We start from the raw sequence: 20974 nt of genomic DNA, 5'->3' as shown, positions 1-20974 counted from the left end.
GCTAAATTCATCTGTTCTGTATTGTATTTGACAGACTCTAATAATTGATTCAGGGCGATTTGTTCTTGAGACAAGTTAGAAATAAAGCGATCGCCTAAATTATCAAATGCTAAATTCATCTGTTCTGTATTGTATTTGACAGACTCTAATAATTGATTCAGGGCGATTTGTTCTTGAGACAAGTTAGAAATAAAGCGATCGCCTAAATTATCAAATGCTAAATTCATTTGTTCCGTATTATGTTTAACAAGTTCTGTATTATATTTCACAAATTCCAATAATTGATTTAGTGAAACATCTACATGACTTAAACTATCAGCTTTATCACTAACTTTTATTTCTACTTGCTCAAGTTTAGTCATAGCTTCAGATAAACTATTAGCACCTTGTTGGAGTTGAGGAATAATTTCACTTAACTGAACTTGATTATTTTGATGTAACCCTAATAATTGAACAGAAGTTTGATTAACAACTTTAATATCCTCCCCTAAATTGATTAAATTATTACTTAAACTCTCCATTTGTGCCAACAAATTTATAATCAAATCAGTTGTTTCAGCCAAACTTGCAGCAGATTCAGAAAATTTTTGTTGTGTATTACTTAAATGCTCTGTAGCATTTGATAACTTTAAAGGAAAATCACTTTTATTAAAATTTTCAGCCGCATCTTTAAAAACTTGGGATGTTTGTTGCATTTCCGTCATCGAATCTTGCAAATTATTTATTGAATATTTAAACTCATCCGCAGCACCAGAAATAGTTCCAGCAGCAGCATCAAATTTTTCATAAACTCGTCTAGCTAAATCCATAGTTTGTTTATTTCCATCAGCAATTTGTTGTGCTACCTTACCCATAGATTTTTCTACCGCTTCGCGCACTACTCGACCAAAATTTGTTAAAAATTCATCCTGCTGATCTACCATTCTATTAACTATTCTATCAAGACGAGTATCACCTTGCACTTGTGGAAAATAAATATTATCTAGATAATCTTCCAAAGAACTAAGCAGACGATATTTAGCAAGTCCACTATTAAAAATGAAATTGACTACCGTTAACAAAGCACTAAATAATAATCCCGTTAGACTGGTAGTAAAAGCAATACTCATTCCTTCTAATGGTTTCTTTAATTCAGCAACTAAATTACTGACATCACTAGCATTAGTTTGATTAATTGCTTGACTGAGAGTAGATAAATTAATAGTAATACCTAAAAAAGTACCAAGTAACCCAAATGCTAACAATAAATTGGGTAAGATGCGACATAAATAATCTATTTGTTCACAGGTGAAACCCTTGATTTTTTCTTGACTATAAACTTGATCAATTAATGCTGTTGTATTTACCTGTTCTAATTGTTGAGATGCTTGTTTAAATCTCTCCTCTAATGTTTCAATAATTTTTAACCGTTTCCCAGGTGCTTGTTTTTTAATCAATCTTTGAATTTTATTACTCAAATCCATTAAATATTTGTAAAGAGATATCCTAAGAAAAATAGTTACCAGAGATGGAAGAATCACAAGAACAACAGTGATAAAAATTAAATAAGGTGGTAGGGGTGGAATCATAAAAAATACCTTTGGTAGTGCGGAAAGATGGTTAAAAGTGGGTAGATGTGAACTACCCATAACAAGATATTTTAGGTTAGATATTTGTCAAGAATTTTTTGCATTTGTATCTGATAATATTCTTGAGGAATCAAGTTATTATCAAATAACTCTTTTAAACGCGCTAATTCTGAGCGTAATTTATCTTGATTTTGAGTATCAGAATTATCCAGAGGAGAACTAGCTACTATTTCCCCAACAAGAGCTTTTTGATTTTCGATTTTATCTCTAGGTGGAAGTGAATTTTGATTTCTATTTTTAAACATTGCTTCCATCTTCTTCCAAAAACGATTTATTACCCCCTCTTTGATTGTAGGTTGCATATTATCTGGTGAAACATAGACTTTTTGGATATAGGGAAAATTAGGACTATCTTCCGGTATTTTTTTCAGTTTATCTGGAAATTGCCTGAGTTTAGGTAGATATTCATTATCCCATAATGTGGGATCATTTTGCATATCAGAAATTACATCATCTAATATCTTTTGTAAAGTATTCGCCATATTGCGGTTATTAGCTAAATCTTCTAAAGCTTGCATCCAATTTGCACTCACCGCAGCAGTGTAATAACTATCTCGGAAAGAGTCATAATGTTGAAATTCTACCTCCTGATTTTCCTGATTTTCGTTTAACAATTCCAAAGCTAAACAGGGATAAAAAATATCCTCCACTTGTTCAATTATTCTTGCATCAGGGGGAATGATATCAGAAAAAGAAGCGCGAGCATCATTGTGTAAAAAAGATGTACCAGAATTTTGTTCTCTGATATATGGGTTTCGCATTCTTTCTAGACTACTAATTAATCTCAATGGAAAACCTGCATACTCATTGACAATTAAAATTTCATCATCTGCTTGTATTGCTTTTAAAACACTTGAGGAAATTCCTAAATCTTGTGTTAGCAGTTTTTTAAATTCTGTCACATCTGATTCGTCTGTATCTTTATATCCTATTAATTTACTACTTTTAGCAGGATCATCTCGAAAATAAGGATCATTCAAATTTAACCTCAGTAAAGGTTGAGCTTCCTGCATAATTTGTGTTAACCGAGTAGCACCTGCGGAGGAAGAATATTTTTTCATGAAGCGTTTAATCACAGAATTAACAATATTGCTACCACGAAAAGCAAATATTTTCACAACTTTGGGATCAATTTCCTGTTTTATTTGAGAGTATGTAACTCTTTCTCGATTGAGTAAAAATGCCAAGGATGGATCTTTACCAGTTGCTTCGGTAATCGCTGAACTTGCTAATACTAATTGAGAACGCAGATCATTTTCCGGTAACATTGTTTGATAGCAAAGTTCTATATCTTCACTATCAAAAATAGCCTCCCCACTCATTTCATCAAAATTCAATTGTTTTAATTCTCGTTCCTCTTTTTCATAAGCACTTTGTAAGTCTTCTATCAAACTGCTAAAAGCCGCAACTTGTTTTTCTCTTTCTTGAATGTGCTTTTGTAAATGATTAACTATTTTCAGTGTCTCTTGTAAAACTGTTAAATCAAAATTATGCCTGATCAGTTTACAAACTTCCTGAATAGCTTTTTTAGATTCATCTTGAAATTGGCTATTTTTTAAATTGCCAATCAGCATAAATTTATTTTCCAGTTCTTCAATTATTTGGTCAGTATTATCCCATTTTCTTTCTACATCTTCTATGCGTTTCATTCCCCCACAATCAGTTATGGATTCTTGCAAATCTCGTTGATATTTATGCAGTTCATGTTGCAGTGCTTCTAACCAATTACGGGTATTTCTAATAGAAAATTTAGCTTCTATGGGTGTAAGTAGCTTAATCAAATAATCATCAATATTGGTATTAAGTTCTTTGGCAATTTTAGGGGCAGATTGAATTAATTTTGTTAACCAATAACCGCGAATACTTTCCGTTTCTCCTGGTTGTACAGTACGGAATTGTTTAGTAAATTCTGTGGCTAACTGTTGCCTAACATTTGTCCGATCATCTTTATTTTTACATTCAGAGATTAATTTTAATAATTTAGTTTGCCAAGCTTTCAAACTATTACTAAAAGTCTTGCTAGATTCTTCTACAGACTCGGATAATTTATTAATTAATCCATCACGTTTTGCTAGATCACTTTGCCAGTGATTTTGAATCAAAAATTGTTCAAGTAAGTTGACAGGATCAGGACTTTGACCTTTACCATTTAACCAAAATCTAACTAATTCTGAACTGACTTTAGTTAAGGCTATTTGAATGATCGTATCACGGGGAAAATAAATGGCAGAAAGTCCAAATGTTAAGTATCTTTGGGTATTAGGGCGGGGGTGTTTATCTGGTTGAATTATGTGTTGTAAAAAATTATCTCGATTTCCTTTAACTACTGAACCAAGTTCACCAGAAAATTCTAAGGCTATTTTATGGGCAATCACATTACATAGTTTACCTTGGGTGAGTATTTCATATTCTCCACCAGTCTGATTAGATAGCAAATAAGCATAATCAAAAGGTGGACGTTTTTCTTTAATAATGGACAGATTCTCAATATCATAACAAGCTGCAAATTCTGTACCAGGATTACTGTAATGGTTTAATTCTTTTAATGCAGCATAAGTATTAGCATTCATGTTAGGAGTATTACCATACAATTCTGGACTAATTACTAAATAGCCAAAAATGCGAGCGCCTTGATCCCCATAAAGATTTCTTAAACTATAAGCAACATCCAAAAACATTCCGCTTCCCGTACCACCACAAAGAGAACCAACAACAAAAATACTTAATCCCGGTTCTATTTTAAAACCTGATTTTAGTAATAAAGATTCGTGTCCTCTGGTGCGTCTTTCTGCTGTTTCAATTGCTGTTTTCACCTTTTGATAGTTGTGAAAAAATGCTAATCTTCCTACAGGTCTAATACCTTTTGCTCCCTCTTCCACTGCTTTAATATTCCGCAATAACTGAGGAGGGAACCAGATCCCAATATGATCATAAGGTCCGTAACTATTATATTCTGAACGTCGTTCTAGTCCGTCCACAAACATGGTGACATCTTTCGATGACATGGTAGCACTGACTTTTTCAGCTTCTTTAAAACTTAAATCCACACCATGATAGCTACTTCCTGTTCTAATACCTGTAACTTGGGTTGATGCTTTATCTGTGTCAATATGAACAAAACTGACAATTGGTAAATTATTTAAATCTCCATAACGGTCAACAATTAACCGTCTAATTCGCATTAAAACATCTCTACCAGTACCACCCAACCCGATACAAATTGTACGGTTAATTCCTCTATATTGAGTTTCGTTTGTTGTTGCTTGATTCATAGTTTTTACCCTGAATACTATTTTTTGATTTTGATGGTTATTTCGTGTTCGCGCTGGCGTTTATCTGGACAATTTAAGGTAAAGTTAAAATTTGTGATCAGAGTTCTTGATTTTACTTTTTTGTTGTTGAGTTCAATCTTAGAATCTGATGTAGGAACTAGATAAAGTTTTTCTCCTTTACGTTCTAAATAAGCTTGTAATTCTCCACTGGGACAGTCTATAGAATCTACACAGGTAGGATCATATTCACCAATTGCAATTTTTTTATTATTTGGTAATCTACATATTTGTTCTTCATGTTCTCCATTCGATTCAAACTTGACTCGCACATCCCATTTTTTTTGTAATTTGGCAAATTTGAAGATACTCCAACAGGCAGCAGCCAATATTAATAATAAAATGAAACTGGGTAGCCATAACTGTTTCAGCAAATAAGGATTAACTAAACAAGTTTCTTGACCTCCTGGTGCTGGTGTACAAAATTCTTGAACCGTAGGATTTAGGTCTATTACAGATAGTGTATAATCTTTATTATCTTGATTTTTAATGATAAGCGATCGCTCTTTTAAAGGCAAAGTATTCAACCAATTTTGTCTTTCTTGACTTTCCAGGGATGTAGCAATTCTAAACGGACTATCACGAGGGGTTTCTATCCAAACTTCTGACGTAATTCCTGGCTTTGTAAATAACGGTGCATCAGTAACCCAAACAACCGACTGGGGTTTAATTGGTTGATTTTTCGTCAGCCGATTTTGATTAATCTGTGCTATACCTTGATATACTGTTAACTCTGCCCTTTGAATATCTGTACCATAACGATTTGGATCATAATTTAACGGAATTTTCGCTAAAATTTTATTAATATTTTCTATATTTTTATGATTAAAATATATCGGTGTTCCCAATGGATTTTCTAGAGAAATCACATCATCAGAAACCACATTTTGAGCAAAAGGAACAACATAAACAGAATCTCCCGGTTTGAGACTGTCTTCAACTATTTGACGTAACCGAATACGTCCTTGGTCATTTAAACCCACACTTTCCGTTACATCAATGGCCAACACAACATCACGTTTACCCCCTCCTAAGAGGGACACTAACCGCAAACCATCCTTTTGTGTGCCTGTCAGTGGTTGTCCAGGGGCAATTTTTGTCAAAGTCACAAACCCTATAACTCATTAAATAGTATATGTATAAATTTTATATCACAAATTACACTACAAATAAATAGTAAGTCTAGTTTAAAAGATAAGTCTTATCATAGTATTTTTACTGTTTTTAATATACGTACATTTATATACATATATATTTACAAATGCATAAATTTAATATTATATGCACTCTTTCTAGTATTAGGTTTAAATAACAAAAATATAATCAGATATAATCAAATATTAACACCTGTAGCACAAAAATATCATGAATTTTTGCCTATATTAATATTTTTAGTAACTATTTCCACATCGCTAAACCTGCATTTAGATCCCCGACTTCTTTGATAAACTAACATTATTTACCTAAGATTAAACAGAGAAGTCGGGGATCTTTGTTAACATTATTAACAACATTATTCTATCCTCCTAACCATTCTTCCCTAGAAACTCCAGCCTGTCGTAACAACCGAGATAATAAACCAACACTAATATCACCCTCATGAGGGTTAGGAATAATCACAGTCAAGTCACCCCGTCGCATTTGTGGATGTTTCCCTCCAGCATAGGGTTCTTCAAAACCTAACTCACGTAGACGCTTTACTAACTCATTCCAAGAAACAGGAGTTAATCTAGGCATTTTATACAGATTGTGTAATTTGATTTAAATTAATATCCTCAATTACAGGAATATCTAACCCCAAACGTAAACGCAAAGCCAACCAATCACTTAACGCCTCTCTTAACTCACGCCGACAACCTTCTAAAGTTTTATAATTTGCCCATACACCCTGTAAACCCGGAATTTCACCCCAATAAGTACCATCATCTTCAATAATTTCATAAACCGCCAATTCCATTGCTTTATCAATATAACTTGCCAGCATTATTTACCATTTCCTTTACTAATTATTTTCGCAATCAACGATATTAAAAACTTAATCGTAAGTGTTAACCATATTTTCGCCACTTGAGAAACAAATCTTACTTATTTTAGCATACCAAGACTATTAACAAAATATCAATTAATAAAAACCTTTCAACCAAAAATTAAAACCCTCTCCTCCTCTCCGCGCCTCTGCGCCTCTGCGTGAGAAAAAAACAACCTCATAACTACTTGAAAAAAACCACATAAACAGCTACCCTGCATTAACATCAAAAATGTGATCCTCAAAACCATGAACACCCCAAAAATACCCCCCTACACCTGGAAACGCCCCATCGGTTTAGGATGGGAAAAACCCTACACGGTGCGCTATCCCAGCAACCTCGATGATGGACCATTTCACGGAATGCCATTAGGTGGTTTTGGTGCAGGTTGTATCGGTCGTTCCTCTCGCGGAGATTTCAATTTATGGCACATTGACGGTGGAGAACATACATTTAAAAATGTCCCTGCTTGTCAATTTAGCATCTTTACATCAGACAAAACCTACGCATTATCTACCCAACCCCCAGAAGATAACACATTACAAACTTGGGAATTTTATCCCACATCAACCACAACCCAAACCACAGGAAATTATCATGCACTTTATCCTCGCAGTTGGTTTGTTTATGAAAATGTTTTTCCAGTTCAATTAACCTGTGAACAATTTTCACCTATCTGGGCTAATAATTACCAAGAAACCAGTTATCCTGTAGCGGTTTTCCTATGGACTGCACACAACCCAACTAACCAACCAATTACTGTTAGTATAATGCTAACTTGGGAAAATATGGCAGGTTGGTTTACCAATGTTTTAAAATCTCCTGATGTGAAAATTAGAGATGATGGCAGTCCTGTTTATGAATATCAACCAAAATGGGGAGAAAGTAAAGGTAACTATAATTGGTTAGTTGAAGATGATAAGTTTTTAGGTTGTGTTTTAGGTCGAGTTACTAATAATGGAACGCCCCAAGAAGGTGACGGAACTTGGTGTATTGCTACTGCTAAAAATGATCAAGTTGAATTATTTTATCATTCCCGTTTTAACACTATAGGAAATGGTGAGGAAATTTGGCAGACTTTTAGTAAAGATGGTTCTTTAACTAATTATTTAGATGAAACTCCCACAGATGAAAATACTCGTTTAGGTGCTGCTGTTGCTGTGCGTTTCACTTTGCAACCAGGGGAAACTTTAGAAGTTCCTTTTGTGTTAAGTTGGGATTTTCCGGTGACAGAGTTTGCAGAAGGTGTAAACTATTATCGCAGATATACAGACTTTTTTGGTTGTAGTGGTGATAACGCTTGGCACATTGCTACCCATGCACTGAAAGAATATCATAATTGGCGATCGCAAATTCAAAACTGGCAAAGTCCTATTTTAAACCGGGAAGACTTACCCGACTGGTTGAAAATGGCGTTATTTAACGAACTCTACGACTTAACCAGTGGGGGTACTCTCTGGAGTGCAGCAACGGAAAAAGACCCCATCGGTCAATTTGCAGTGTTAGAATGTTTAGATTACCGCTGGTATGAAAGTTTAGATGTGCGGTTATACGGTTCTTTCGGGTTATTAATGTTATTCCCAGAACTAGAAAAAGCCGTTATGCGTGCATTTGCTAGGGCAATTCCCCAAAGTGATGATAGAACTAGAATTATCGGTTATTATCTCACCATCAACACTGAAAGTCCCCAAGCTATCCGTAAAGTAGCAGGTGCTACACCTCACGACTTAGGCGCACCTAATGAGTGGGTTTGGGAAAAAACCAATTATACTGCTTATCAAGATTGCAATTTGTGGAAAGATTTAGGTTGTGATTTTGTCTTGCAAGTATACCGCGATTTTCTATTTACTGGTGCAAATGATATCGAATTTCTCGCAGAATGTTGGGATGCAATTGTGCAAACTTTGGATTATGTGAAACAATTTGATTTAGATGGAGATGGTATACCAGAAAATTCTGGCGCACCGGATCAGACTTTTGACGATTGGCGGTTAAATGGTGTTAGTGCTTATTGTGGTGGTTTGTGGTTAGCAGCGTTAGAAAGTGCGATCGCTATTTGTGATATTCTCAAAGATCATAAACACACAACTTCCCAAAAATCAATCTATCAAACTTGGTTAAATCAATCACAACCAATTTATCAAGAAAAACTGTGGAATGGTCAGTTTTACCGTTTGGATAGTGAAAGTGGTTCTAATGTGGTGATGGCTGATCAGTTATGTGGGCAATTTTATGCTCGTTTGCTTAGTTTACCAGATATTGTACCCACTGATAACGCTCTTTCTGCTTTGACTACTATATATAATGCTTGTTTCCTCAAGTTCCAAAATGGAAAATTTGGCGCTGCAAACGGTGTCCTTCCCGATGGTTCACCAGAAAACCCCAACGCTACCCATCCCCTAGAAGTTTGGACAGGTATTAATTTTGGTTTAGCTGCATTTTTGTTACAGATGGGGATGAAAAATGAAGGTTTGCGTTTAACTGAAGCGGTGGTTAAACAAGTTTATGAAAACGGTTTACAGTTCCGCACCCCGGAAGCTATCACCGCAGCAGGTACTTTTCGCGCTAGTACGTATTTACGGGCAATGGCTATCTGGGCAGTTTACCTATGCTTTAAATAATGTATAAGAGGGAATTGGGAATAGGTGACAGGTGACAGGTGACAGTAAGAAGATAATAGGAGTTGAGAAAGAAGAAGGAAGAATTTATTTCCCTCCCCATCACCCCACCTCCCCATATCCTTTGGTAACATTTCGCTCAAGCACTTATGCAGAACTTTACGTAAAAATTTTAGATTTTTTTAAGATTTGTCGTAAATAAACATCTTTTATAGTTAAAAAATGTATCAGCAGAAATGTGATTTTATTTTCTGGTTATTTCCGGAATCCTGAGAAAAAAACAGTAATAGTAATAGTTGAAAGTTCTCAACCCCTATACCCATGTTTGAAAATACGCAATGAACACCTGTTTCATCAACAAAGTCTATAGATAACTACTCTTTTTCTCAGAATGCGAACATTTTTGTGCCAAAGGATACAGAAATAATTCAAAATTCACTTTGAAGCATCGAGGACAACCCACTTAAAACTTATCTCCAGGAACATTGGAAAAATGAACATTCAATATAAAAACCGTAAAACCTACCTCACCCTGATAGAATTAGCTGGCATTCAGAATATAAAAGTTACTCTCATGTCAGATGCTATGAGTTTCTGCGCTTAATTGTGTTGTTTAACCTTGACTGAAAACCAGCCAGATAGTACAAAATTTAGTACAAAACAAAATCTAGGTCTATGTAGGGTCAGCAAAAGCAGCAGCAACGATTTTGATTGTTTCAGGTTTACAACCAACTGCACCGTTACTCATAAAAAAAGAGTTCCAGTGCTAGGGATTTATATTATAGCTCTTTGGTTTCTGATTGGCAAGTAAAAACCAATGTGAATTACTGCCCAAATCTCAAAATTTGTATATCACCAAATTCACCTACTGAATCACATAAGTATCAATTTTTCATAATCTCTAAAACACAAACTCATCATAATTAACGATTTACATTTACACATAATAAAATTGACATGATAATTTTTCTCCCTAGCAACTGAGTTACTTGACTTCACAAAAACTCAAAATTTTCACTCAGCTAAATTCACAATTCTCTGATGACGCTTAATTTATATTGAGCGGTTTGATTACATGATTAAATGCAGGTTTAATATATTACTTTTTCTCTTAACACACCCGCTTATGGGTGTTTTTTTATGTGTAACTTTGTGTGATAAAGACGATAAATGTAGTATATCATAAAATAGTATCAACAACAACTTAATTTTTAGAAGATCGGACTTATTGATATACAATTATTACTATGTATTTACCAGCCGCCATTAAGAATAAGTGTAGCCCTAATGATTCTCCCATCAGACCTAAAAGAAAAACATATAACAATATATAATCACTAAACTTCTAGAGTGAAATTTATGAAAAATCCGGTATTGTTTTTTGATAAAATTCTCTAGAATGCTTAATTTATAAAGGTTTGTGAATTTAGTTAATAGTAATAATTGGCAGAAAAATCAAGATAATCAACTTTGATAACCTCATAAAATGAGGGGTGTTACCCCCCATTTTCTTGACAAAAATGGGACAAAAGTGAAAGTTGCACATTGCCTAAATGAACATTCTGAGATATTCAGTAAATTTAACTTATAAGACTGCCAAAGTGGCAGATGACATTAGAGAAAAAAAATAGTATAAATACGAATGTAGCTTTTAAGAAGGCAATATGAATGCTCTTCTTAGCTGACTGGAAAATTATGAAACTTTACTGAAAAGACTTAATAATTTTCGGCGGCTAGTTATACAATAATATTCAGGGAACATCTATTGAATTACAGCTTGTGGAATTTTTAGAAGACACAACTGCATCTACTAAACCCGCTGAATTACAGAAAGATGGTAAATTTTTTCCTTTCTTTCAGGAGTCAGCAAAAATCACAGAACACAAGTAACCAATAGCAGTTGCTTTCACCAGCAACCACAGCGACGAGGTTACAAAACTGTACAACAGGGTCAATACAGCAAAGCAGCAAACAGACTTGATTAAAAACAGTCAGGTTTTCAATCACAGGTCAGGTCATGAAACAAATCATCAGGTCAAATGCAGTCGAAACACCAAGCCCACGAGGTAATTTAGGGATACAACGCTCTGATTTACATTTTCGTCAGGCATCCGGGGAAAGTCTCGTACTTTCACCAACGGTAAATTTATCAGTCCTACCCCAAAGTAGTGACGTATTAATTAAAAATAAAAGCAACAAGTCAACATCCTGGGAGAATAAAGCACTTTCAGCCTTTGTTGATGTAGTTTGGGAGAAGAAATTAGATTTTTTACCCAGAGTTGTGATGTGGGAGTGTATAGGCAAGATAGCACAAGTCAATAACATCCCAGGAAAGCAAATCACAACGCAAATCACAACGCAAATCACAACTTTAATAACTAAGACACTGGGGAAGATAAAAGCTAGAGCAGAACAAGCAACCCCAAGCAGCTTAGTTTTGAAAGTTAGTTTATGGAAGTTGCTCCCAAACCTACAGACAACGAACCAGTTAGCAGTAAAAATTGCCAAAACTAAAACTTTGCTTCACCGTATCTGGATGCAGCGAACACAACAGAGCAGTTTTAGGAATAGCTTTTTTGCTCTTAATTACGGGAACTGCTGAGAAGTTGTAAAATTTCTGGATGTGCCTGTGGAAAAGGTGAATCTATATTTTTCAACATTGGCTACTGGTCTATTACCAATATATTCCTGTAATTAATTCAACAACTGTTTCACAAATAGTCATCAACCAAACCAAAATTACTGGGTGAAGGTACGATATCACTTCCTGCGATCAACTGGTAAATGTTGGTGTGGTGAACTGATATTGCAGTTTGTGTATTGCAGTTTGTGTATTGCAGTTGTAAATAGCACTTGACAATAACACTCGAAGAAACTCGACAATTTACCTCATTGAAATAAAACTCAAACGTACTATGAATCAAGGCATTTCTGGAAATAGTGGACTCCCTGACAAAAAAATCAATCCTGAACAGTTTGACCAAGTAATAGAAGCAATTCTCGCTGGTAAGTATTCTTGGGCTTGTGTGTTAATGTTGCGGTTTGTTGGTTACAATCCTTTGCATTACATTCCTTACCGTACTTATAACCGACTACTCAAAGAAAACTCTCGCAATAGTCGGTCTAACCCTCAACAGAATGAAAATTTGAAAATTGCTCCATCACCAACAGAGAAAAGGTCAGAGAGTCATTTAGCACCTAGCAGCTTGAGCAAGAAAATTAAAGATTTAGCTTATCTGGAAGTTGCTGGTAAGCAAAAAGTAGAAGTCCGTAATAGCCATAGGGATAAGAAATCGGCATAACCGATAATGATGATAGTTAATAATCTCAGAATCAAAGTTCAAGGAGTCAGGAGCTATTTATTTTGGATTTTGGATTTTGGATTTTGGATTATTTATTTTTGTCAACTCCAATCTAAAATCTAAAATCTAAAATCTAAAATTTTTCTCCCCAGTCGCCTATTACCTACCTTTGGGAAATATGGCTAAATCGGTTTCTAGGTCAAAAAAGTGGAGTTTTTCAGAAACTAATGATAACCAAAGTTGCTCACCCAAACTGATAAATCTATCTGGAGGAACTCGTACTTGTAAAGTTTGACCATCTGTATTTGGTAAATCAGGGTTATATATTCTTACAGCAAGAAAACTATCGTTTCCTAAATTCTCTACTAAATCTACTTTAACTGGTAAATTTTTGGTAGCTGGTACACTTAACATTAAGTGTTCTGGACGAATACCTAAAATTACAGTTTGTCCATCGTATTTTTGTAATGCTTTTCCCCATACATCTGGGAGGGTAAAGCGAAAATTAGCATGGGTAATTAATAAAGGTGCATGAAATTCTACCGGAATAAAATTCATTGGTGGTGAACCAATAAATTCGGCTACAAAGCGGTTAGCAGGATAATTATATAGTTCTAAAGGAGGGGCGACTTGTTGAATTTGTCCCCCAGACATGATGGCAATGCGATCGCCCATTGTCATAGCTTCAGTTTGATCATGGGTAACGTAAATTGTCGTTGTCCCCAACTGACGCTGTAATTTAACAATTTGGGTGCGGGTTTCTGCCCGTAATTTAGCATCTAAATTAGATAAGGGTTCATCCATTAAAAATACTTGAGGATTTCGGGCGATCGCTCTCCCTAATGCTACCCTTTGTCTTTGTCCTCCTGATAACTGTTTAGGTAGGCGATTTAATAAATTTTCAATTTGTAATAATTGGGCAACATTCAGCACTTGTTGTTCTATTGTGCGTTCTTTTGGAGAAAGATAACGCAGTCCTTTGGGTAGTTTTTTAGTCACTCCCACAAGTAGATTTTCTCCCCATGTACGAAAATTACGGGTAGAAATTGTTTCACCATTTCCCAAACGACGACGTAACCCAAAAGCAATGTTGTCATAAACACTCATGTGGGGGTAAAGGGCGTAATTTTGGAACACCATTGCAATATCTCGCGCTTTGGGGGGTAAGTCATTAATTAGGCGAAGCCCTGCGGGCGTGCTGGTGCTATCACCCACCCAAATATTACCCCCAGTCATCACCTCTAACCCTGCTATTAGCCGCAGCAAGGTACTTTTACCACAACCAGAAGGTCCCACCAACACCATAAATTCACCATCAGCAATGGTTAAATTAATGCGTCTGAGGACATTAATACTATCTGCACCCTCTTTTTCTGGTGATGACTGCTGTGTCTTCACACTTTCCCCCTTCCGGGGAGGAAAACTTTTATAAACGTTTTCTAATACAACTTGTGCCACAGTTCTCAGGTAATGGGTAATGGGTAATGGGTAATTGGGAATTGGGAATTGGGAATTGGGAATTGGGAATTGGGAATTGGGTTATTCATCTTAACCCAGTCACCAGTCACCAGTCACCAGTCACCAGTCACCAGTCACCATTCCCCAGTCACCAGTCACCAGTCACCATTCCCCAGTCACCTTTACGCCAAGTGCATGAAAATCATTTTTAACAGTTCCGCACGAGTAAAAGGTTTAGTTAAATAACCAGAAGCTCCTACCATTCTTGCTTTCACCTTATCAATAATTCCCTTACTACCAGTCACAAAAATAATGGGAATTTCCTTAAACATTGAATTATTACGAATAATTCGGCATAACTCATAACCATCAATTCCCGCCATATTCAGATCCAATAAAATCAAATCGGGTTTATGCCTAATGATAGACATCACTGCTTTGATTGGATCATTAATAGTTACTACAGCAACATTTTCATCTTCCAAACAACGGCTGATTTCTTTGAGAACCGTCGGACTATCATCTACAGAAATAATTTTGTAAGGCTTTTTAGCGGTTATGGTAGCAGCGGTTACGTTTTCCCCATTAGTTAGTATGTTATTGGGTATGGTTGATTGCTCAAGGTTTTCTTTTGGTAAAGCAGAAACTTGAGGTACAGGGTTCTCTCCCAGGGTAATGGATGGTGATGCTTCTACCTTAAACGATTTGCCATTAATTCTGATTGTGCTGTATCTAGGAGCTAGTGAAACATCTTCAAAGGTTTTAGGTAATTTATCGAATGGAGGATCCGGTTCATGCAAAATAATCGAACCCTGAAGGATATGCGGGTATAAAGTTCGAGCCAGTTCCACCTCATCGAGATTCATAATTACTGCCAAATGACGCAGGCTAAAACCCTTCATCCAGGTAGTGATATTTTGCTGTAATTCTGGTAATTGTTTATCATAAAATTTACTGTTAATCAACAGGTATGGACGCTGATAAGGAGAAGAGATTTGAGGAGCGAAAGACTGCAAATTTTGCAACCGATTTTTGCAGTGTTCCATAATACTATCAACATCAAGTTTGCAAATTTTCGGTAGGCTATTAACTGTTGCTGTTAATTCAAACGTGCCTTCTCTAATCAACAAAAATGATTCGATTACCTCTTTTACTAACTCTTGAATCAGTAACGCAGCTTGGTGAGAGAGTAAATGTTTTTCATTCACCAACCAATAAATAGCTTGATATTCCGGCGGTTGTTGGTGTTCATCATCACTACGTTCAATTAACTGAGTTTGCCAGTCAGGTTCAAACGTCATGCGTAATTGTACACGAAGTTCATTACTCATTACGGGAATTTGCTGACTTAGACGACGTATATGCCGTTCCAGTCTATCAAAGGGTTCTACTGAATGAGTGGCATAGATAATTTTGCCTTGGTCTAAGTATATTGACCATAGCACTGAATTGTTTAAAACTTGTAAACAAGTAGTGTCAGAAGAATTGCTTAACTGTCTTAATAAACGTTTAGGAGATAGTTTGGTAAATGTGCCAGTATTATTCATATTTTTACAGTTTTTAAAGAAAAATTGCTTTACTATTGATTGAGTCTGGAGCAATAATGAATTTCTGGATTAGGTGAAATATGTCTCAATACTGCTCGGTCAAGAAATGGGAATTAGTAAGTTGGTTTGGGTCAAAGGTAAAGGTTTTTCTCCCTTCACTTATTTTCATATTTCTCTATCAACCAACTAATTGATGATGAAATATCATAAATCTACCTCCAGCTATATCAATTAATCCTCCGTGAATTACATAATAATACTAGACTGTCAAATATTTTCCTATTTTCCAGAAGAGTAAAACTTTCTGTTCTCATTATTACAGGGTACACATTTTCCCATTGCGGTATTAACTGTGTTTCCTGATTGGTTGATAATTAGCAAATTTTCCACATAAAATCTTTAAATTTTTATTTCTTAGAAATGTATATATTGAATATTATATTCTTAATGATTTGGATATAAATGATAGATAGGTTATCTACCCAAAAATAATGTTTCTCCCCCTGATTAATTAGCTTTAACTAAAGTATATGGTGATTCAAGTTTCCTGAAATAGATAATTTGATTGGAATAATTTGCATGGATGAATTTTTATCCATCTACCGCAAAATACCATACTTGTAGTTGTACTAGTCTGGGAGACTATGATACTTTGAGCAAGGGAAAGTAACGCTTTGGACTATAACATAACACAAAAGGTTATGCTGGATACATTAAAACTAGATGAAGTTGTAGAATTTGCAGAAAACCCAGAACCACGTTGTCCGTGCGTGCTATTGCTAGACACATCTGGCTCCATGCAAGGAGAAAGGATTGAGGCTTTAAATCAAGGCCTACTGAGTTTTAAGGATGAGCTACTAAAAAATTCATTGGCAGCTAGAAGGGTAGAAGTAGCAATTGTTACTTTTGATAGTCATGTCAATATTGTGCAAGACTTTGTAACAGCAGACCAATTCAACCCACCTATTCTAACAGCCCAAGGACTAACGACAATGGGGGCAGGAATTAATAAATCGTTAGAAATAATTCAAGAACGCAAATCTCAGTATCGTGCCAATGGCATTGCTTACTACCGTCCTTGGGTATTTATGATTACAGATGGTGAGCCACAAGGTGAGCTAGATGATGTTATAGAACAAGCAATACAGAGGCTACAAGGAGATGAGGCGAATAAACGTGTTGCCTTTTTTACGGTAGGAGTAGAAAATGCTAATATGAACCGTTTAAGTCAAATAGCTGTACGTACTCCCCTGAAACTTAAAGGGTTAAACTTTATTGAAATGTTTGTTTGGCTTTCAGCAAGTATGTCAGCGGTTTCCCATTCCAAAGTAGACGAGCAAGTAGCACTACCACCAATCGGTTGGGGGTCTGTTTAACAGTTATCAGTTATCAGTTAGCAGTTATAGCAACAACTCAGGTGGTAGTTCACGAACTGATAGCGCAGCATGGCGTAAGCCATTGACAAAACTAATATACAAGCAAACTTTCCACTCTGTCACCTGTCACCTGTCACCTGTCACCTGTCACCTATCACCTGCTATAGCTGTGAGAAAAAATTTATGAACACACCAAAACAGATTCCTCAATGGCGGATAGTAGCCGCTTCGGTATGTGGAACTAGCCACATTAAAAACCAGCAGTTATGTCAGGATGCTCACCATTGGCAGATATTGCCAAATAATGTCTTAGTGACAGCAGCAGCAGATGGGGCTGGTTCAGCAACTTTGGGAAAAGTGGGAGCGATGATTGCTGTAGAAACAGCAATAGAACATATTTCAAATTGCGAAATTACTCACAGTACCTTTACTGAGGATACTCTTTTGCGTAATTTGTTAACTGATGCCATGTTAGCTGCTAAAAAAGCAGTAGAAGATGAGGCGGTGGCCTGCAAACATCAGTCATCAGATTTAGCAACTACCTTAATTATTGCGATCGCCACACCAAAAGTTGTAGCAGTAGCCCAAATCGGTGATGGTTTAGCTGTAGCCAAGGATAGTACAGGTAACTTACAGGCGCTGACAATCCCTAATAGGGGTGAATACATTAACGAAACCACATTTTTGACTTCACCTGATGCCTTAACTACAACCCAGATAAAAATTTTGCGTCAGCACATAGTTAATATCGGCGTTCTCACTGATGGACTACAAATGCTGGCTTTGAATATGCTTGTTGGTGAACCCCACAAACCATTCTTTTTTCCTTTATTCGACTTTGTAGCCAATGCTGAAGATAAGGTCGTTGCCAAAGAGCAACTAGTCAAATTTTTATGCTCTGAAAGAATTACTAATCGCACAGATGATGATTTGACTCTTATCATAGCAGCACTAAGCAATTCATAAACAATGTTTATTGGGTAGGGTTGATAGTCCAGACTGTCAGTTTCAGATTCAGCGTTTTTTAAATTCTTAATTTCGTATTGACGACCGATCAGGTCGTCTGTACTTCAATCCCCATTCCCTTTCAATAACCACTGTTAACAGTCATTTCACTATGCAGGTACTTCGTTCTCTTGGGCAGAAAGAAATTCTCAATCTCACGGTCAATTTGGGACGTGGGGGTGAAGCCTGTGTCTATGCCGTGCCATCAGATGAAAATTTAGTGGCCAAAATATATCACAAACCAATTCTGACCCATGCTCACAAACTTCAGACCATGATTGCCAACCCCCCAGAAAACCCAACAGCTAATTTGGGGCATATTTCCATTGCTTGGCCTCAGGAGTTGTTACAAGCTGCGGATGGTAGTGGTAGTATCGTCGGCTTTTTAATGCCCCGGATTCGGGGGATGCGTCCGATCATGGACTTTTATCATCCGGGAACCCGTCGCCTAAATTGTCCTTTATTTAATTATCAGTATTTACTTAGGACTGCTCGTAATTTGGCCGCAGCTTTTGCAGCTTTACACGCGAGCCAGTATTGTATTGGTGATGTTAATGAGTCAAATATTTTAGTTAGTGATACTGCCTTAGTGACTTTGGTAGATACAGATTCATTTCAAGTTCGTGATCCACAGCAAAACATTGTTTATCGTTGTGCAGTTGGTAAACCAGAGTATACTCCACCAGAACTACAGAATAAAACTTTTGCTGACTATGATCGGGAAATTTACCATGATTTATTTGGGTTAGGGGTGCTGATATTTCAATTATTAATGGAAGGTACTCACCCATTTTCCGGGATTTTTCAAGGTCAGTTTGATCCACCAACTTACGAAGTCCGAATCGTTGCTGGTCATTTTACTTATAGTCAAAGGCAACAAGTTCCCTATTTACCTACCCCCATAGCACCTGCTTGGGAAATGCTCGCTCCCGGTTTACGGGATTTGTTTGTGCGTTGTTTTGAGGATGGGCATCACAACCCTAACTTGCGTCCTGCTGCTCAAACTTGGTTGTCAGTTTTAACCACCGCTGAAGAGAGTCTTGTTACTTGTACTGCTAACCCCCAGCATCGCTACCATAATCATCTCGACAAGTGTCCTTGGTGTGAACGTGCGGCGCGTTTAGGTGGACGTGATCCTTTTCCATCACTGGAGTCGATCGCTTCTAAAGAACATCTCAAACCCCGACGAAAATCTAAAAAGCGCCACACACAAAATCCTCGTTCACGCCGACCTGTGATTTCTGCATCACCGCTACATCATTGGCAACCAGTCTTTACCCAAAATTTTTCTATTTATCAACCTCCCAAGACTACTCAAAAGTCAAGGTTTTATACTATTATGTTTAGCCTGTTGGGTTTGGGTTTATTGGGGTATTTGGACTTAATGATTAAATTTACTCGTCCCTTTGTTTCCCAAAATCCTTACACTCAACAAAGCTTGATTTCTCGCCAAGAAAATAATCATCCTCAAGAGGAAAATCTGTCTTATTTAGATTACTATGATCGTGGTAACGCTGCTTATCGAAAACGAGACTATGAGCAAGCAATTGAAAATTTTACCCAAGGTATCAAAAAAAATCCTAATTTTTCTAGATTGTATATCCATAGGGGTAATTCTCGCTACAATCTGAATGATTATGAAGGAGCATTGGCAGATTATAACCAAGCCCTAAAAATTAATCCCCAGGAAGTTAAAGCATTTGTAAATCGGGGCAATGCCTACTATATGCTGGCCGAGTATAGTAATGATCCTGACCAAGAGTATCAGAAAGCTATCCAAAACTTTAATCAAGCTATCAACATCAATAACCGTGACACGGAAGCTTATATTAGACGGGGTATTGTCCGTTCTCAAATAGCTAAATATAGCAATAATTTTCAACAAGAATATCAAAAATCAATTGCTGATTTTACAGAGGCAATTCAACTGAATGCTTCCCAAGCAGAAGCTTACTTCCATCGCGGTCTGGCTCGTTATCAATTTGCCCAATATAGCAGTAATTATGATCAAGAATACAATCAGGCGATCGCAGATTTTAATCAAGCATTAAATATTAATCCCCAGATGGCTAAAGTTTACCTCAAACGGGGAATGGTTTATTATGAATTGGCTCAATACGGGGAAAGTAAAGTTGAAGAAAATCATGCACAAGCCATGGAAGATTTAGAAAAATCTGCTCAAATTTACCTGGAACAAGAGGACATGGATAACTATCAGCAAGCCCTGAGTAACATTTGCGTAATGGTAGCCAAAAAATGTGATGCTTTATTCCAAAGCTCAATTATTTTTGACCCAATTGATCGCTAAAATTTTCTTCCAAAATAAGAGATTTTTACTCTTGACTCCTAACTCCTGTAGGGGTTTAAGTAGGGGATGCTGAATAAATGTAAAACCTAGATAAATCAAGGGATTGAGGATGATGAAAATTAAAATTGCGCCTGGTTTTAGGTGCTATGATCCTCAAAAAGCTTGCACTTTGTGAGCCTGTCGAAGTAAGCGTGGCGTTAGCCATACTCCTGGCCCCTCACAGATAACTTTTTCAGCAAACCCTAAGTAGCTAGTCAGAAAAAAACAAATTAGGCTAGGTGACAGGTGACAGGTGCTACGCCACGGTGACAGTTTCAAGAGTTGGATAGGAACGATTTTTTCTTGAAGTAGGAATTAAGTGCAAGGTTTTTCAGTT

The 20974-nt window shown here is 36.4% G+C and carries 15 protein-coding genes; 8 read left to right on the top strand and 7 right to left on the bottom strand.

Annotated features, from left to right (window positions below):
* From PN497_RS00490 to PN497_RS00470, 5 genes are all read right to left on the bottom strand, one after another.
* The coding region (locus tag PN497_RS00490; protein ID WP_272109266.1) for a hypothetical protein at positions 1 to 1463 on the bottom strand (1463 nt) is incomplete at its 3' end.
* A gap of 176 nt (positions 1464 to 1639) precedes the next feature.
* Positions 1640 to 4900, bottom strand: a complete 3261-nt coding sequence (locus PN497_RS00485; RefSeq protein ID WP_096570725.1) for a tubulin-like doman-containing protein — start codon at positions 4898 to 4900, stop codon at positions 1640 to 1642.
* A 17-nt stretch (positions 4901 to 4917) separates the two neighbouring features.
* Complete coding sequence (locus PN497_RS00480; RefSeq protein ID WP_096570727.1) at positions 4918 to 6066, bottom strand: vWA domain-containing protein; 1149 nt, start codon at positions 6064 to 6066, stop codon at positions 4918 to 4920.
* Positions 6067 to 6475: 409 nt separating this feature from the next.
* On the bottom strand, positions 6476 to 6694 hold the full coding sequence (locus PN497_RS00475) for a type II toxin-antitoxin system HicA family toxin (protein WP_096570729.1): 219 nt from the start codon (positions 6692 to 6694) through the stop codon (positions 6476 to 6478).
* A gap of 1 nt (position 6695) precedes the next feature.
* On the bottom strand, positions 6696 to 6941 hold the full coding sequence (locus tag PN497_RS00470; RefSeq protein WP_096570731.1) for a type II toxin-antitoxin system HicB family antitoxin: 246 nt from the start codon (positions 6939 to 6941) through the stop codon (positions 6696 to 6698).
* 291 nt (positions 6942 to 7232) lie between these two features.
* Here PN497_RS00470 and PN497_RS00465 point away from each other — a divergent pair, with 291 nt between their 5' ends.
* The 4 genes from PN497_RS00465 (at position 7233) to PN497_RS00450 (ending at position 12904) form a co-directional block, all read left to right on the top strand.
* A complete protein-coding gene (locus tag PN497_RS00465) occupies positions 7233 to 9605 on the top strand; it encodes a GH116 family glycosyl hydrolase (RefSeq protein ID WP_096570732.1) in 2373 nt (790 codons plus the stop codon).
* Between the two features lie 31 nt (positions 9606 to 9636).
* Entirely contained in the window at positions 9637 to 9804 is a 168-nt protein-coding gene (locus tag PN497_RS00460) for a hypothetical protein (protein WP_190348015.1), read from the top strand.
* A gap of 1815 nt (positions 9805 to 11619) precedes the next feature.
* Positions 11620 to 12204, top strand: coding sequence for a hypothetical protein (locus tag PN497_RS00455; protein ID WP_096570734.1), 585 nt, complete (start codon positions 11620 to 11622; stop codon positions 12202 to 12204).
* A gap of 313 nt (positions 12205 to 12517) precedes the next feature.
* Positions 12518 to 12904, top strand: a complete 387-nt coding sequence (locus PN497_RS00450; RefSeq protein WP_096570736.1) for a HetP family heterocyst commitment protein — start codon at positions 12518 to 12520, stop codon at positions 12902 to 12904.
* Between the two features lie 159 nt (positions 12905 to 13063).
* Here the strand turns inward: PN497_RS00450 and PN497_RS00445 are convergent, their stop codons facing one another.
* Entirely contained in the window at positions 13064 to 14362 is a 1299-nt protein-coding gene (locus PN497_RS00445; RefSeq protein WP_096570738.1) for an ABC transporter ATP-binding protein, read from the bottom strand.
* 26 nt (positions 14363 to 14388) lie between these two features.
* On the opposite strand from PN497_RS00445, the gene PN497_RS00440 reads away from it, so the two are divergent.
* Positions 14389 to 14574: a hypothetical protein gene (locus tag PN497_RS00440; RefSeq protein ID WP_096570739.1), complete on the top strand. Its 186-nt coding sequence runs from the start codon at positions 14389 to 14391 to the stop codon at positions 14572 to 14574.
* Here PN497_RS00440 and PN497_RS00435 read toward each other — a convergent pair.
* The gene (locus tag PN497_RS00435; protein ID WP_096570741.1) at positions 14545 to 15909 is read right to left on the bottom strand and encodes a response regulator; all 1365 of its coding nucleotides are present in this window, start codon (positions 15907 to 15909) and stop codon (positions 14545 to 14547) included. The two genes, PN497_RS00440 and PN497_RS00435, sit on opposite strands and share 30 nt — an antisense overlap.
* 701 nt (positions 15910 to 16610) lie before the next feature.
* Between PN497_RS00435 and PN497_RS00430 the strand changes: the two genes are divergently transcribed.
* From PN497_RS00430 to PN497_RS00420, 3 genes are all read left to right on the top strand, one after another.
* Positions 16611 to 17285: a vWA domain-containing protein gene (locus PN497_RS00430; protein WP_096570743.1), complete on the top strand. Its 675-nt coding sequence runs from the start codon at positions 16611 to 16613 to the stop codon at positions 17283 to 17285.
* 183 nt (positions 17286 to 17468) lie between these two features.
* Positions 17469 to 18251 carry a PP2C family serine/threonine-protein phosphatase gene (locus tag PN497_RS00425; RefSeq protein ID WP_096570745.1) on the top strand — a complete coding sequence of 261 codons (783 nt, stop codon included), beginning with the start codon at positions 17469 to 17471 and terminating at the stop codon, positions 18249 to 18251.
* A 151-nt stretch (positions 18252 to 18402) separates the two neighbouring features.
* Positions 18403 to 20598, top strand: coding sequence for a tetratricopeptide repeat protein (locus PN497_RS00420; RefSeq protein WP_096570747.1), 2196 nt, complete (start codon positions 18403 to 18405; stop codon positions 20596 to 20598).
* Positions 20599 to 20974: the final 376 nt, after the last annotated feature.

It is taken from the genome of Sphaerospermopsis kisseleviana CS-549, assembly GCF_028329225.1.
GTDB lineage: Bacteria > Cyanobacteriota > Cyanobacteriia > Cyanobacteriales > Nostocaceae > Sphaerospermopsis > Sphaerospermopsis kisseleviana.
Note: the sequence above shows the minus strand (reverse complement) of the source record. Positions and strands in the feature narration are given on the sequence as shown.

Excerpts from the sequence above, each read along its gene's own strand:
- PN497_RS00485 (WP_096570725.1), bottom strand. The coding sequence starts at position 4,900 with ATGAATCAAGCAACAACAAACGAAACTCAATATAGAGGAATTAACCGT.
- PN497_RS00475 (WP_096570729.1), bottom strand. The coding sequence starts at position 6,694 with ATGCCTAGATTAACTCCTGTTTCTTGGAATGAGTTAGTAAAGCGTCTA.
- PN497_RS00470 (WP_096570731.1), bottom strand. The coding sequence starts at position 6,941 with ATGCTGGCAAGTTATATTGATAAAGCAATGGAATTGGCGGTTTATGAA.
- PN497_RS00465 (WP_096570732.1), top strand. The coding sequence starts at position 7,233 with ATGAACACCCCAAAAATACCCCCCTACACCTGGAAACGCCCCATCGGT.
- PN497_RS00455 (WP_096570734.1), top strand. The coding sequence starts at position 11,620 with ATGAAACAAATCATCAGGTCAAATGCAGTCGAAACACCAAGCCCACGA.
- PN497_RS00450 (WP_096570736.1), top strand. The coding sequence starts at position 12,518 with ATGAATCAAGGCATTTCTGGAAATAGTGGACTCCCTGACAAAAAAATC.
- PN497_RS00440 (WP_096570739.1), top strand. The coding sequence starts at position 14,389 with ATGGGTAATTGGGAATTGGGAATTGGGAATTGGGAATTGGGAATTGGG.
- PN497_RS00435 (WP_096570741.1), bottom strand. The coding sequence starts at position 15,909 with ATGAATAATACTGGCACATTTACCAAACTATCTCCTAAACGTTTATTA.
- PN497_RS00430 (WP_096570743.1), top strand. The coding sequence starts at position 16,611 with ATGCTGGATACATTAAAACTAGATGAAGTTGTAGAATTTGCAGAAAAC.
- PN497_RS00425 (WP_096570745.1), top strand. The coding sequence starts at position 17,469 with ATGAACACACCAAAACAGATTCCTCAATGGCGGATAGTAGCCGCTTCG.
- PN497_RS00420 (WP_096570747.1), top strand. The coding sequence starts at position 18,403 with ATGCAGGTACTTCGTTCTCTTGGGCAGAAAGAAATTCTCAATCTCACG.